The organism is Pseudophaeobacter sp. (genome assembly GCF_039971195.1).
Lineage (GTDB): Bacteria > Pseudomonadota > Alphaproteobacteria > Rhodobacterales > Rhodobacteraceae > Pseudophaeobacter.
Genome location: NZ_JBDWPJ010000077.1, coordinates 1 through 13172 on the forward strand (window position 1 = coordinate 1; position 13172 = coordinate 13172).

Below are 13172 nucleotides of genomic sequence, written 5' to 3' on the forward strand. Positions count from 1 at the left end.
GCTTGCCGTGGGACTTGGGGAAAAAGGGTTCCAGCTTGGCCATCTGCGTGTCGCTCAACCAGTATAGATCGCTCATGTCACCGCCCCGTTTCAGAGCCGTGAATCACGCAGCGAAGCGGAAATCAATGCATCCTGACCCTAGACTATGGCTGCTTTCAGCATGACCTTGGACCCACAAGGACAACGACCGCTCAAAGCTTTGGGGCTTGAGCTGTCGTTGTCTGTTCCAATAGGTCACTAGCAGGTCGAAAGACCTGGCTGGTATCAGATCTGAAAGGCACCCGACGCTGTGGCGGGGATGCTGGCTGTGACCATCAGGGTCTCTGCCATGGTCATTGCCTCGATCAGGGCGAGGGCCTCGGTGATGGGCAGGACCCGGTAGGTGTCTTCATTCAGGTCGACGCCGATAGTCAACAGATCCCGCGGTGCGGGGCAAAATCCAAGCAATCCAGCCTCGGCATAGATCACCTCGTCCTGTTCAAAGCGCGGCGTCACCAGTTGCAGGGATTCCATAGGGTTGAGGCGGCAGATGCCACGGTAGCCATCCAGCACAGAAGCGGGCACCACGGCAAAGGGATCGCCCTGGTGGTCCTCGATCAGGTCGCTCTCCATCAGCACGCCCTGGTCCGGCATCAGCCAGATCGGCACGCGGTTGTTCAGCGCATCACGGGGCACATGCATCGGGCAGCGGGTAGGATCAATGCCACCGTCATCCGGAGAAACGGTTTCGCGCACCATTTCCACCACGGTCTGCATGCCATGATCAAAGGTCAGAACCTTGTCGCCAGCACAAAGCGCTTCGACCGGGCGCCAGCCCAGATTGGATGCCACCTGAGTGCCGCTGAGGAAACCGCCCTGGCCCACAGAGACCGGCGAAATGGTCAGCTTTGATCCCGAACTCTTACGCTTATGAAACCAATCCAGCATTTCGATCTCTCCTCTGCGGCAGCGCTGAAACAGAGGGAATTCCCGGCTGCTCCGTACTGCATTCCTGTCTGCGCGGCGCCTGCTGGGCAGAGGATCAAAGGGGAGATCTCAGCCCGCTGGTCTGCGCGGTTGGTCCAAGGCTAGATCGAAATCGTTAAAAGAATATTCAAATCGTGTTATTTCTTCGCGGCAGGCTTGGGCAATTGCCGCCTGGGTTTCGCCATCATAATAGCCGCGCCAGTCCCGCCGCCGATCCGAGGCATTTTCTAAAGGCAGATCCAGGGAAAACCCGAGGTGTTCAAACAGCGGCGCGGCGTCGCTTTGGAAGTGTTCAAGCCGGATATAGAGCTGGCATTGTTCAGTCCCATCGGCATGGCGCATATAGCTGGGGGCTTGGTTCTGCTCAAAGCTGCGCAGAACCTGCAGGTGCAGGATAAATGCATTGAAATCCAGTGACTTGGACAGATGCACCGCCGGGTGGTCAAAGCTTTGGACCCGCAGCCAGTGATAGTAGCTCACCGCCCGATCCCAGGGGTTGCGCACCAGAGTGAAGGAAAAGAGTTCCCGCATCTCCGCCTCGGGGACCAATCCACTGAGATCCGCCAGCGTTGAGTGTTTCCACAAACGACCTGCGGTCTTGACCCCTTGCAGGCGGCGGCGGCGTTTTTTTGCCTTAGGGGTGTCGCCCAGCATCATGTCATCCCGCATCGCCCGCGCCTCCAGCGCCAGGGCCAGGGCGGTGCCGCCGGTTTTGGGGATATGTATGAACAGATATTTACGGCCGCGCGACAAGATCATGAGGTGAAACTACGCCATTGATCCACAGAAGGAAACGCTTGGCGAAGGGCGTCCAAGCGGTGTTTGCTACCTTTGAACCGTTTCAAAAGATTACCGCGTCCGAACCGAGGCGTGGGAAGCGAAGCGCCCGCCCCGTGGGGGCGGTTCGGGCGCTGCCAAAGCGTTGCTTTGGCATTGGGAGAAACACTTGAACAGTTCAATCTTTGATTGTCAGATGAGCGAACTTTGCAGCCGTTTTCCAGTCGTCAACTGCGATGCGTTCAATGTAGTTTCGCATAGCAAGATCACTCGACTCCAATTCGGCCGTAGCGACTGAAGACTGTTTTGTAGTCCTCTGTTGTTCTGTCAAATATAGCCCAAGATGGCTGGCCTTTTTCCGTCATAAATGAAGTGCAAGACGCCCCATTTGCGAAGTCGATTTGGATTTCTGGAAGCTTACCAAGCAATGAAATGCTCGATACAGGTTGCCCCTTAATCACCGAAAACCCACGCTGCCAATCTTCCTCATCGGACCAGCTCCCGCAGATTATGCTTTTCTTACCGTCAATTCGCCAACTCCATTCAATCATGACTCCCACAACACCACGAGGGTTCTTGAAGGAACCGTCCGGACGTTGTCCAGCGTGAGCAAGGTTCCCAAACTCTAGAAAAAGAGCAGCCCCCTGCCCCATCCAAATGTGGCTTAGACTTGTTCCGACCATTCTATTCGCCACCGTTTGAAAAGCATTGTGGGTCAATTGCGCCTCAAGGATAGATTGAGTTGAGATATACTATCTCCATCGCACATCAGTAGCGTTTTGCCAATTCTCAGAATGACAACTCAGGGCTTCAAGAGGATCTTCGTTCCGCCCCCAAGCGGCCAATCCAAGCCAGGATCTCAAGCTCCCTTGGCCGACCGCAGGGCCAGGGTTGAGCCCGCAAGAACGATAAGGGCGATCCCCAACATCTGCCAAAAATTCAGCACCTGACCATAGACCATCCAGGCAATGGCCGGGCCGACCAGCAGCACCGAATACTCAAAGACCGCCACAAAAGATGCCTCGCCCAGTTGATAGGCCTTGGTGATCAGAAACACGCCCCCCACGGCGGCAAACCCCTGCAGCAGGATCAAATGCGACATCTCCCAGACCGGCCAGATCCAGCCGCGGGTGACAAAGCCATCGGCGCCCTCAGCCACCGGCAGCGGCCAGATCGCCACCACCAGCAAAAACGCTGCACCAATCAGCCCCTGGGCCAGCAGGTAGATGAACAGCATCGACACCGTGCTTTCCTCCTTGCACATGGTGCCGGTCACAATGGACCCCAGCGCATAGAAAAACCCGCCGGCAACCGGCAGCAGGATCATCCAGTCAAAGGCCGAAACATCCGGTTGCAACACAAACAGCACCCCGACAAAGCCGCCAATCACGGCCGCGATCCGCACCAGGCCAATGCGCAGCCGCATGAACAGAACTGAAACCACAACGATGATAATGGGCGAGGTGAACAGCCCGGCCAGGGCCTGGGCAATCGGCATCAAGGCCACAGCAGAGAAGTAAAACACCATAGAGGTAGCCACCAGCATGGCCCGCAGCGTAACCGCGCCAAATCGGCGCGGTATCATGGCGCCAAAGCCCATTTTCGACATTGCCCAAAGGATCGGCAGCGCCACCAGAGTGCGCAGAAAATAGAACTGGCCCAGGCCAATGCTCTCGGCCATCAGCGGCACCGCATTGTCGGTGACGCCAATAATGGCCATAGCCGCCAGCATGGCCTGCGCCGCCGTGGTTTGATTTCCCGCATGGGACGGAAGAGTACTTACGTATTTCATCGCTCTTCCAATGCCAGCAAGTTTCCTCATTATCTGTTCTCAAACCGACATCGCAAAAGAATCATGGGAGGAAAGCTGATGGGATGGATGGCTGATGAAGCGGGTCTGGAGAAGACCGCCGCAAACTATGTGCCTCTGACACCACTGTCGCATCTGCGCCGCGCCGCGCATGTCTTTGGCGACATCCCGGCGGTGATCTATGGCTCCCATCGCAAGACCTATGCCGCCTATTATGATCGCTGCACCCGGCTGGCCTCGGCGCTGGCCGGTATGGGGGTGAAACCCGGCGATGTGGTGGCCACGCTCATTCCCAACCTGCCCGCCCAGGCCGAGGCGCATTTTGGCGTGCCCGCCTGCGGTGCGGTGCTCAATACCATCAACACCCGGCTGGATGAGGATACCGTCGCCTATATCTTTGATCACGGCGGCGCCAAGGTGGCGTTGGTAGACACCGAATTTCTGCCCCTGGCCGAAGCGGCTGCCAAACGGATGGAAGGCAAGGCCCCACTGCTGATTGAGGTGCCAGACCCGCAGGCGGGATTTGCCGCCACCGGTCGTCACCCTGCCTATGAGGATGTGCTGGACGCAGCTGAGCATGATTTTGAATGGGTGATGCCGCAGGATGAGTGGGAAAGCCTGGCGCTGAACTATACCTCGGGCACCACCGGCCGCCCCAAGGGCGTGGTCTATCATCACCGTGGCGCCTATCTGATGACCATGGGCACGGTGATTTCCTGGCGCATGGTGATGAACCCCGTGTATCTCGCCATTGTGCCGCTGTTTCACTGTAATGGCTGGAACCATACCTGGATGATGCCTGTCTTGGGTGGCACCCTGGTCTGCTGCCGCAACATCACGCCCGAGGCGATCTACAATGCCATCGGCGATCATGGCGTCACCCATTTTGGCGGCGCACCCATCGTGCTCAACCTGCTGGTCAACGCCAAGGAGGAGGAACGCCGCGCCTTTGACCACACGGTTGAGGTCTTTACCGCCGGCGCCCCCCCTGCGCCCGCCACGCTGCAAAAGATCGAAACGCTCGGCTTCCATGTCACCCAGGTCTATGGCCTCACCGAGACCTATGGCCATGTCACCGAATGCCTGTGGAAGGGCGACAAATGGGACGGGCTGGACCATCAGGGCCGCGCCGCCATCAAGGCGCGTCAGGGCGTAGCCTTCCCGATGATGGACCATATCACCGTGCTCGACGATAATATGAAACAGATCGCCAAAAACGGCGCCGATCAGGGCGAGATCGTCATGCGCGGCAATTCAGTGATGAAGGGCTATCTGAAGAACCCCGAGGCCACGGCGGAGGCCTTTCAGGGTGGCTATTTCCACTCTGGCGATATCGCGGTGCAGCACCCCGATGGCTATATCCAGATCGCGGATCGCGCCAAGGATATCATCATCTCCGGCGGCGAGAATATCTCCTCCGTCGAGGTCGAAGGCGTGTTGATGGGGCATCCTGCGGTGAACCTAGCCGCAGTGGTTGCAAAACCCGATGACAAATGGGGCGAAGTGCCCTGTGCTTTTGTGGAGCTGAAAGAGGGCGAGGAGATTGACGCGGCAGCATTGATCTCCTTTGCCCGTGAAACCCTGGCTGGCTTCAAAGCGCCAAAGCGCGTGGTGTTCCAGGAACTCCCCAAAACCTCCACCGGGAAGATCCAGAAATTCGAGCTGCGCGAGATTGCCAAGGCTCTTTAAGGGACCGCGCCTGGGGTTTACGCCTGACCTGCGAGGGAAAATCGACAAAAATCACTGCCAGACACGGCATTTGGCCTTCAATGCCATTTGCCGCCCGCCTCTGCCCCTGCTAGGCTCGGGGCAGAGGAAAACAGGCAAGACAGGCAGGCTGAATGACCGTTCTCAGGGAATTCGAACGACTTGAGGCCGCAGGCCTTTGGCGTGCAGGCCCTGATGCGCAGCGGCGCGACGTGATCATTTCGGTGGGCGATGCCACCCTGACCATCACCGATCTGCAGGATCGGGTGCTGGCGCATTGGTCACTGGCCGCGGTGGAACGCGCCAATCCCGGCACCTTTCCGGCCTTGTTTCACCCCGATGGCGACCCCGGAGAAGTGTTGGAAATCCCCGAGGATGAGGCCACCATGTTGGAGGCCATCGACAAGGTGCGCAATGCCATTGAACGCGCCCGCCCCCATCCGGGCCGTCTGCGGGTGATGAGTATCTTTGGCAGCCTTGCCTTGATGGCCCTCTTGGTGGTTTTTGGCCTGCCCGGTGTGATGCAGAGCCACGCGGTCAAAGTGGTCCCCGAGATCAAAACCAAAGCCATTGGACAGGCGCTACTGGGACGCATTGAACGGGTCTCTGGCCAGGCCTGCGCCACCCCTGAAGCCATGCCGATCCTGGCCAAACTGGCCCTGCGCACCGATGTGCGCCAATTGGTGATCATGCGGTCTGGTGTGGCCAGCAGTCTGCATCTGCCCGGCGGTATTGTGCTGCTCAACCGCAGCCTGGTGGAAGACCACGAAGACCCGGCTGTGGCAGCTGGGGCGGTGCTGGCGGAACGGGCGCGTGCGACGCAGCGCGAGCCCCTGGCAGAATTGCTCGAGTCCGGCGGCTTTCCTGCCTCTTTCAGGCTGCTCACCACCGGTGAGCTGACCCGCGAGACCCTGGACAGCTATTCCGAGACAGTACTGGCAGCCCCCCGCCCTGCCTTGCCGGATGTTCTGTTGCTGGCGGAATTTGCCCCCGCCGCAATTCCCTCAACCCCCTATGCCTATGCGCTGGACATCACCGGCGAGACCACCCTGGGCCTGATCGAGGCCGACCCCATGGCCGGTCGCGCGCTTGAACCGGTGCTGAATGACCGCGACTGGGTGCAATTACAAAACATCTGTGGCTGATCCAGGCCGCTGACCCTGTCTGCTGACCCAGTGGCCTTTCTGTAGGGAACTGTAGATTTCCCAGGATGCGGGCCGCTGCTCCAACCGCCTATTCCAGAACGAGAAAACGCCAGGGTCTCCCCTGACGTCTTTGGTACTATAGTTGATGCTCTTGGGGGGATGCCTTGAGCCAGCGTAGCCCCGGCTTTTCCCTGTCGCGCTCAGGTTAACGGCTGATGCGGGCGCCACCATAGCCTGCGGCGCGGACCCTGGGCAGCGCCTGCTTGGCTTCGCTCAGATCGGCAAAGGGCCCGGCCAGAACCACCCGGTGCGGCACGCCTTTGCGCGACACAGCTCCCAAACGCACCGGCACGCCAGTGGCAGCCAGCGCCTGGGCAGCGCGCTTGGCCTCAGAGGCATCGGCAAAGGTAGCAGCGCGAATATAGCGGGACTGGGAGGCCGCAGGTGCCTCTTGCAGGGTGGCACCAGGGGCGGAGCGGCTTGACAGGCGCAGGGCCAAAGGAGAGCTGGAATGGCCCTCAAAAGCGTCGTGGCGGGTGTTTTGAATGGTCACAGTGGGGCGATCCAGTGGCAACTGTCGCAGGGTGCGCGGCGGGCCCGCCTCCCAGATCTGCGCCATCTGCGCATCGCCTTCCGGGGTGCGCACACCGCGCATCGGGTTCATCCGGTCATCGGCCCGTTCGACCAACACATAGCCCGCCGGAACATCAGATTGGTTGGTCAAAATCGCCGGGCGCAGATCGCGTTCGGCGCGGCGCAGGTTCAGGCGATCATCATCCCAAGCTACTTTGTAACCCTCAGGAGTCTCGAGACCCAGGCTGTTGCGCCGCTGCTGATAGACATGCACCGGCATCACCCGCGTATTGGGGGTCAGCCGCAGGGAAGACTGCGGACCAATTCCGCTTCCATTCCCATAGGTCACGGGGGCTTGTGCCTGCGGGCCACAGCGTACTCCGCTTTGATTGCTGTATTGCTGGCTGATCGCCGAAGCACCGGAACAGCCAGCCTGAGAGCCGGAGCTGGTTGCAGCCGTGGCGGCAGCAGGTGGCACCGGGGCGCGCGCTGATGGTGCCGCCTGAAGCGTCACCGGGGCCGCTGCGGTCTGCGTGGGCGTTGGCGCTGGGGTGACCCGCGCCGTGGTTGTCTGCGGGGTGCGCTGACGGCGGGTTGTGGTCACCACGGTTGGCGCAGCGGCAGCCGTGGGCGCAGCTGCTGCGGCCCGGCGCGGCTTGGGCGCAGGTGTGGCGGCAGCCGGGGCAGTGGAGCTGCCATTCAGAGTGATCTGTTCAGGTGCGGCGCTTTGGGTGGGACGCGATGTGGTGCCAGCCACAGCCGTGGGCTGATAGCCACAGAGCTGTTTGCGGTTGCGCGCCACCCGCGGCACCCAGTTCACATTGCCATCGATACCGGCACGAATATAGACGCAGCCACGGCTGTCGACATATTGCTTGCCCCTGTAGGAGGCTGGCGGGAATTCTTTGGGAGGGCTGGCAGAGCGCAGGGTCTGCGCCTGAAGCGCCGTGGTCTCCACCGTTACAACAGCAGAAGCCGCTATGATGGCAAGCGCGACAATTCTTGTTAGTTTCATACCTAGGCCCCACAATATATGGGGTCAGGATGCCTCATATCGGCAAGTGAGTAAAGCCGCCTTTGGCAACAATGTGGCAGCAACCGGGCAAATAGTTGCCCGATCACCGCATCTGGCTAACCCACCAGAAAGCCAAACCTATTTGGTGCCAAACATCCGGTCACCCGCATCGCCAAGACCTGGCATGATGTAGCCTTTGTCGTTCAATTCACGATCCAGTGAAGCGGTGACAATTGGCACATCCGGATGGGCTTCTTTCATCCGGGCGACACCTTCGGGGGCTGCCAGCAGGCAAAGGAAACGAATATTTGTGGCGCCAGCCTCTTTCAGCAGATCAATCGCCGCTGCCGAGGAATTGCCAGTGGCCAGCATTGGATCCACGGCAATCACCATACGATCGCCCAGCTCTTTGGGGGCTTTAAAGTAATACTGAACCGGCTGCAGGGTTTCTTCATCGCGGTAGAGACCAACAAAACCAACCCGCGCCGAAGGCACCAGTTCCAGAACCCCGTCCAGCATGCCGTTGCCAGCGCGCAGGATCGAAACCAGCGCCAGTTTCTTCCCGGCCAGAATGGGCGAGTCCATGGTTTCCATCGGGGTTTCGATGGATTTATGCGTTACCGGCAGTTCGCGGGTAATCTCATAGGCCAAAAGCTGGGTGATTTCGTGCAGCAGGCGGCGGAACTCAGAGGTCGACGTGCCCTTGTCGCGCATCAATGTGAGCTTGTGCTGTACCAGCGGGTGATCAACAACGGTCAGATGGTCGCTCATTTGGGCTGTCTCCTACTATGAAATTCGACGTGTACGCGGGTCATAAGCGGGCTGCCCCCTCAGGGGCAAGCGGGTTTTTGATCTGGTGGTCAAAGAAAGCTCTGTCCCGGCCCCTGTTTCACCACCCTGAGATGCACCGCAACCGAGGCCGCAACATCCACAAAAGCCCGCGCGCCAAGACAGCCCTGCCCACATCCCGCCACCAGAACCGGCACCTGTTCACGGGTGTGGTCGGTGCCGGGCCAGCTGGGGTCATTGCCATGGTCCGCCGTCAGCAACAGCATATCCCCATCCCGCAGGCGCGGCAGCAGCTTGCCCAGTTCGACGTCAAACCACTCCAAGGCGCGAGCATAGCCCGAAATATCGCGGCGATGCCCATAGAGACTGTCGAATTCGACAAAATTTGCGAAGGTCAGGCTGCCGTCTTCGGCTGTATCAATCCCCTGTGACAGATGCTCCATCAGTGCGACATCGGGGCCTTTTTTCAGCGTATCAATGCCGGACATGGTGAAGATATCGCCAATCTTGCCAATGGCATGCACCGCCCGTCCGGCATCCTGCACCCAATTGGTCAGCACCGGTGCCGGAGGTTTGATGGCAAAATCGCGCCGGTTGGCCGTGCGGGTAAACCCTGCCTCCGGCGTGCCCACAAAGGGACGGGCGATGACGCGCCCGACCTTCATCGCATGCAGACGTGGCGCGACGGCGCGGCAAAGCTCCAGCAGGCGTTCCAGGCCAAATGTGCCTTCGTGGGCGGCGATCTGGAACACGCTGTCGGCGGAGGTATAGCAGATCGGCTGGCCGCTCTGCATATGCTCTACCCCGTGGCGGGCAATGATATCCGTGCCAGAGGCATGGCAATTGCCCAAGATCCCACTGGCCCCTGCCGCATGCCCCACAAAGGCGCTGAGATCGGCGGGAAAGGCTGGAATTTCATCCGGGAAATAGCACCAGTCCCAGGGCACCGGCAGTCCGGCCAGCTCCCAATGGCCTGAGGGCGTGTCCTTGCCCTGGCTCACCTCGGCCGCGCAACCCCAGAGCCCCGTTGGGGGAGCGTCAAACCCGGGCAGCGGCACCGAAGAGGCCAACCGTGCGGCGGCCCCCAGCCCAAGGCTCTCCAGATTGGGCAGATGCAGCGAGCCAGAGCGGCCCTCTGTCGCGCGGCCAGCGGCGCAGGCCTGGGCAATATGGGCTAGAGTATTGGCTCCAAGATCCGGCAGGTCGCCGTTATAGAAATCACTGGCATCCGGTGCGCCGCCAATGCCAAGGGAATCCATCACCACCAGAAAGGCACGGGCCATCAGCTGATCCTTTCATGCACGAGCGGCGGCAGATCGGGGCATTCATCCGTCAGCCTCAGCGCTTGCAAAACGGCAGCCTCGGCCTCCTGCGCGGCGCTTTCGCGGGCGGCATGTACCCGCACCAGAGTCTCGCCTGTCTCAACCCATTGGCCGAGGCGCAGCAGGTCCGACAGGCCAACGGCAGGATCAACCAGATCCTCCTCGACCATGCGCCCACCGCCCAGTTGCACCACCGCAAGACCAAGCGCCTCCCCATCCATGGCGGCAATATAGCCCGCGCGCGGAGCTTTGACCTCGTGGATGACCGGCGCCACCGGCAAGTAGCGCTCCCAATGCTCGGCAAAATCATCCGGTCCGCCCTGGGCAGCCACCATGCGGCCAAAACGTTTTGCCACACGCCCGTTCAGCAGCACCTCTTTGATCTGTTGCGCGCCCTCATCCTCATGCGCTGCCAGCCCCGCAAGCACCAGCAAGACGCCACAAAGCGCTGCGGTGATCTCAATCAGCGGGCCATCCTTGCCGCTGGTGAGCGCCTTCATCACCTCTGCCACCTCCAGCCCATTGCCAAGCGCCGTGGCTATCGGCTGGTTCATATCGGTGATCAGCGCTGTGGTCTTGCAACCTGCCGCGTTAGAGGTCTCCACCAGAGAGAGCGCCAGGGAGCGGGCTTCCTCGGTAGTTTTCATGAAAGCCCCAGAGCCGATTTTGACGTCGAGCACCAGCGCCTGCGGGCTAGCCGCAAGTTTTTTAGACAGAATCGACGCAGTAATCAGATCAAGGCTTTCGACCGTGGCGGTGACATCGCGAATGGCATAAAGCCGCTTGTCCGCAGGTGCTATGCGCCCGGTGGCACCGACAATGGCGCAGCCGATTTCTGCGGTGATCCGGTGCAGGCGGCGTTCGGAGATCTGGGTGGAGACGCCGGGAATGGCCTCCATCTTGTCCAGGGTGCCGCCGGTATGGCCAAGACCGCGTCCCGAAATCATTGGCACAAAGGCCCCGCATTCGGCCAGCGCGGGCGCCAGCAGCAGCGAAACACAATCGCCAACGCCACCAGTGGAATGTTTGTCGATCACCGGCCCTGGCAGATCCCAGCTCAGCACATCGCCGCTGTCGCGCATGGCGAGCGTCAGCGCGCGGCGGGCGGGCTGATCCAGCCCCTGCAGGCAGACCGCCATAGCAAAGGCCCCGGCCTGGGCATCGCTGACCTCCCCATTGGCCAGACCCTTGGCAAACCAGCTGAGCTCCGCCTCACTGGGCTGACCGCCCCGGCGCAGGGCAGCAATGATCGCGCGTGCATCCATGCTTAGCTCCGCGCCATATGACCAGCGTCAAAGGCTCCCGGCAGCAGGTCCCCAATGGTGGTTTCCTGCTCCACACCGTCCAGCGTGCCCATGGTCACCTTCACATCGCCAGCGCCAAACTCCTTGAGCTTTTGACGGCAGCCGCCACAGGGCGGAACCGGGGCTGGGCTGTCGGCCACCACATAGACCTCAGCCAATTCGCGCTCGCCAGCGGCGACCATGGCGGCAATTGCGCCAGCCTCGGCGCAGGTGCCTTCGGGATAGGCGACATTTTCAACATTGCAGCCCACATAGACATTGCCCGCAGGGGTGCGCAGCGCCGCGCCAACCAAGAAGTTGGAATAGGGCGCATGGGCGTTTTTACGCACGGCGAGGGCAGCATCTTTCAGGCTCATCGGGGTCTCCCATATTTTTGATCAACTGGTCAGAAGGTCGCAGAATAGGGGAAAGTCGCCAGAAAGGTGAAGCCCTTCTTTGCGCTGGTTTCGAACAAAGAAGCGCCAAGACCTAAAAGGCCCGTGTTACCCCTCTGCCAGGCTGGTCTTGAACACACCCGGCAGGCTGACCTCCAGCAGCTCCAGATCGGCGCTGGCATTGCTGAGCCGGGTTTTCATCGCTGGCGGAATGACAAAGGCGTCGCCCTCTTCAAGCGGATAGGGATCCCGCCCCTCGCCTTCGAGCGTCACCGTGCCATTCATCACAAAGGTGAAGTGAATATCGGTGTCATGGCTGGCCCAGACCGGATCGGCACTTTGAGAGGCAGGGCGTACCACCTGCACACCGGCGACGCCTTTGGTGTTTTCGGCAATTGTGGTGTCGCGGGCGTCGAATCCCGGCAGGCGGAAGCTCTTCCAGGGGGCGCCTTCTGCCTTGTTGTAGACAAAACGCTGCTCCTGCCATTCGCGGTCCGGGCGCAGATGCGGGGTTGGCAGGGTCATTTCATGATCGATCTCGGTCACATGTTCGGCCGGCACACCAATTTCGATCACCTGTACATTGTCGCTGGCCTCCAGTACCCGGTGGCGGATCTCTGGCGGCTGGATAAAGCAATCCCCAGCCGTAAGGCGCATCTTTTCACCCTGATCCTCGTAGACCACATCAACCCAGCCGTGGATGCAAAAGATCAGCTGAAAGCCAACCCGGTGGAAATGCACCATATCCGGCACCGGCCCACCGTCAGGAATGCGGATATGGCTGGCGATAATCGACCCGCCCAAACGATCCGGCACCAGATCGCGGTAGTGCATGCCAGCCCGGCCAATGATCCAGGGGGCCTGATCCTTGAGGCGGCGCACCACAAAGCTGTGCACTGTTTTGGGCATCACCATCGGCGGATGGCGTTCTTCAATCTCGACCCTTGTGCCATTGGGGGCGGTCAAAACCCGCTGCCCTTCGGCAAAAGCATCAGGTTCATCACAAAGAATTCGCAGGGTGCCGGGGGATTCAGTGGCGTCCTTGTCGATGCGCAGCCGCAGCCCGTGGCCGGAAAACACCGCAACCGAGGGGTCATCCGCCGGATAAATCATATCCATCTTCATCCCCAAGACCTTGGTGAAAAACGGAATATCATTGCGTAACTCCTGTGTTGGCAGGCGCATCTCGGCCACAATCTGGCTCATCTCTATCTCCCTAACTGATCTGCCCTTTTCGCAACCCTAGCTGGCAACCCTGGGCAGTTTGCGACACAGTGCGGCGAAGTTTTCCATTGCGCAAGAGACCACAGATCACGTTAGGTTAGGAAAACCCTGTTCACCCGACGTCACAATTGGTTTAACGTTAAACTATATGTTTTTTGGAGCCCCT

The 13172-nt window shown here is 60.2% G+C and carries 11 protein-coding genes; 2 read left to right on the plus strand and 9 right to left on the minus strand.

Going from position 1 to position 13172, the window contains the following annotated elements:
• Positions 1-264: 264 nt before the first annotated feature.
• From ABJP42_RS06775 to ABJP42_RS06785, 3 genes are all read right to left on the minus strand, one after another.
• Positions 265-927, minus strand: a complete 663-nt coding sequence (locus ABJP42_RS06775; RefSeq protein ID WP_348339565.1) for a Hint domain-containing protein — start codon at positions 925-927, stop codon at positions 265-267.
• 108 nt (positions 928-1035) lie between these two features.
• On the minus strand, positions 1036-1725 hold the full coding sequence (locus tag ABJP42_RS06780; protein WP_348339567.1) for a sulfotransferase family 2 domain-containing protein: 690 nt from the start codon (positions 1723-1725) through the stop codon (positions 1036-1038).
• Positions 1726-2602: 877 nt separating this feature from the next.
• Complete coding sequence (locus ABJP42_RS06785; RefSeq protein ID WP_348339569.1) at positions 2603-3535, minus strand: DMT family transporter; 933 nt, start codon at positions 3533-3535, stop codon at positions 2603-2605.
• A 78-nt stretch (positions 3536-3613) separates the two neighbouring features.
• Here ABJP42_RS06785 and ABJP42_RS06790 point away from each other — a divergent pair, with 78 nt between their 5' ends.
• Together ABJP42_RS06790 and ABJP42_RS06795 are read left to right on the plus strand one after the other, a co-directional pair.
• Positions 3614-5242, plus strand: a complete 1629-nt coding sequence (locus ABJP42_RS06790; RefSeq protein WP_348339571.1) for an AMP-binding protein — start codon at positions 3614-3616, stop codon at positions 5240-5242.
• Positions 5243-5394: 152 nt separating this feature from the next.
• Entirely contained in the window at positions 5395-6405 is a 1011-nt protein-coding gene (locus ABJP42_RS06795; protein WP_348339573.1) for a hypothetical protein, read from the plus strand.
• A 205-nt stretch (positions 6406-6610) separates the two neighbouring features.
• Here the strand turns inward: ABJP42_RS06795 and ABJP42_RS06800 are convergent, their stop codons facing one another.
• The 6 genes from ABJP42_RS06800 to ABJP42_RS06825 form a co-directional block, all read right to left on the minus strand.
• The gene (locus tag ABJP42_RS06800; RefSeq protein WP_348339575.1) at positions 6611-7993 is read right to left on the minus strand and encodes an SPOR domain-containing protein; all 1383 of its coding nucleotides are present in this window, start codon (positions 7991-7993) and stop codon (positions 6611-6613) included.
• Between the two features lie 138 nt (positions 7994-8131).
• Entirely contained in the window at positions 8132-8764 is a 633-nt protein-coding gene (gene upp, locus ABJP42_RS06805) for a uracil phosphoribosyltransferase (protein WP_348339577.1), read from the minus strand.
• An 89-nt stretch (positions 8765-8853) separates the two neighbouring features.
• Positions 8854-10065, minus strand: a complete 1212-nt coding sequence (locus tag ABJP42_RS06810; RefSeq protein WP_348339578.1) for a phosphopentomutase — start codon at positions 10063-10065, stop codon at positions 8854-8856.
• Positions 10065-11369, minus strand: coding sequence for a thymidine phosphorylase (locus tag ABJP42_RS06815; RefSeq protein WP_348339579.1), 1305 nt, complete (start codon positions 11367-11369; stop codon positions 10065-10067). The genes ABJP42_RS06810 and ABJP42_RS06815 overlap by 1 nt, the downstream gene beginning before the upstream one ends.
• 2 nt (positions 11370-11371) lie before the next feature.
• Complete coding sequence (locus ABJP42_RS06820) at positions 11372-11764, minus strand: cytidine deaminase (RefSeq protein ID WP_348339580.1); 393 nt, start codon at positions 11762-11764, stop codon at positions 11372-11374.
• A gap of 126 nt (positions 11765-11890) precedes the next feature.
• Positions 11891-12988, minus strand: a complete 1098-nt coding sequence (locus ABJP42_RS06825) for a cupin domain-containing protein (RefSeq protein ID WP_348339581.1) — start codon at positions 12986-12988, stop codon at positions 11891-11893.
• Positions 12989-13172 lie beyond the last annotated feature (184 nt).

What these genes read in the sequence shown, in the direction of transcription:
- ABJP42_RS06820 (WP_348339580.1), bottom strand. Translation starts at nt 11,764, where the DNA reads ATGAGCCTGAAAGATGCTGCCCTCGCCGTGCGTAAAAACGCCCATGCG.
- ABJP42_RS06800 (WP_348339575.1), bottom strand. Translation starts at nt 7,993, where the DNA reads ATGAAACTAACAAGAATTGTCGCGCTTGCCATCATAGCGGCTTCTGCT.
- ABJP42_RS06780 (WP_348339567.1), bottom strand. Translation starts at nt 1,725, where the DNA reads ATGATCTTGTCGCGCGGCCGTAAATATCTGTTCATACATATCCCCAAA.
- ABJP42_RS06790 (WP_348339571.1), top strand. Translation starts at nt 3,614, where the DNA reads ATGGGATGGATGGCTGATGAAGCGGGTCTGGAGAAGACCGCCGCAAAC.
- ABJP42_RS06775 (WP_348339565.1), bottom strand. Translation starts at nt 927, where the DNA reads ATGCTGGATTGGTTTCATAAGCGTAAGAGTTCGGGATCAAAGCTGACC.
- ABJP42_RS06815 (WP_348339579.1), bottom strand. Translation starts at nt 11,369, where the DNA reads ATGGATGCACGCGCGATCATTGCTGCCCTGCGCCGGGGCGGTCAGCCC.
- ABJP42_RS06810 (WP_348339578.1), bottom strand. Translation starts at nt 10,065, where the DNA reads ATGGCCCGTGCCTTTCTGGTGGTGATGGATTCCCTTGGCATTGGCGGC.
- ABJP42_RS06825 (WP_348339581.1), bottom strand. Translation starts at nt 12,988, where the DNA reads ATGAGCCAGATTGTGGCCGAGATGCGCCTGCCAACACAGGAGTTACGC.
- upp (WP_348339577.1), bottom strand. Translation starts at nt 8,764, where the DNA reads ATGAGCGACCATCTGACCGTTGTTGATCACCCGCTGGTACAGCACAAG.
- ABJP42_RS06795 (WP_348339573.1), top strand. Translation starts at nt 5,395, where the DNA reads ATGACCGTTCTCAGGGAATTCGAACGACTTGAGGCCGCAGGCCTTTGG.
- ABJP42_RS06785 (WP_348339569.1), bottom strand. Translation starts at nt 3,535, where the DNA reads ATGAAATACGTAAGTACTCTTCCGTCCCATGCGGGAAATCAAACCACG.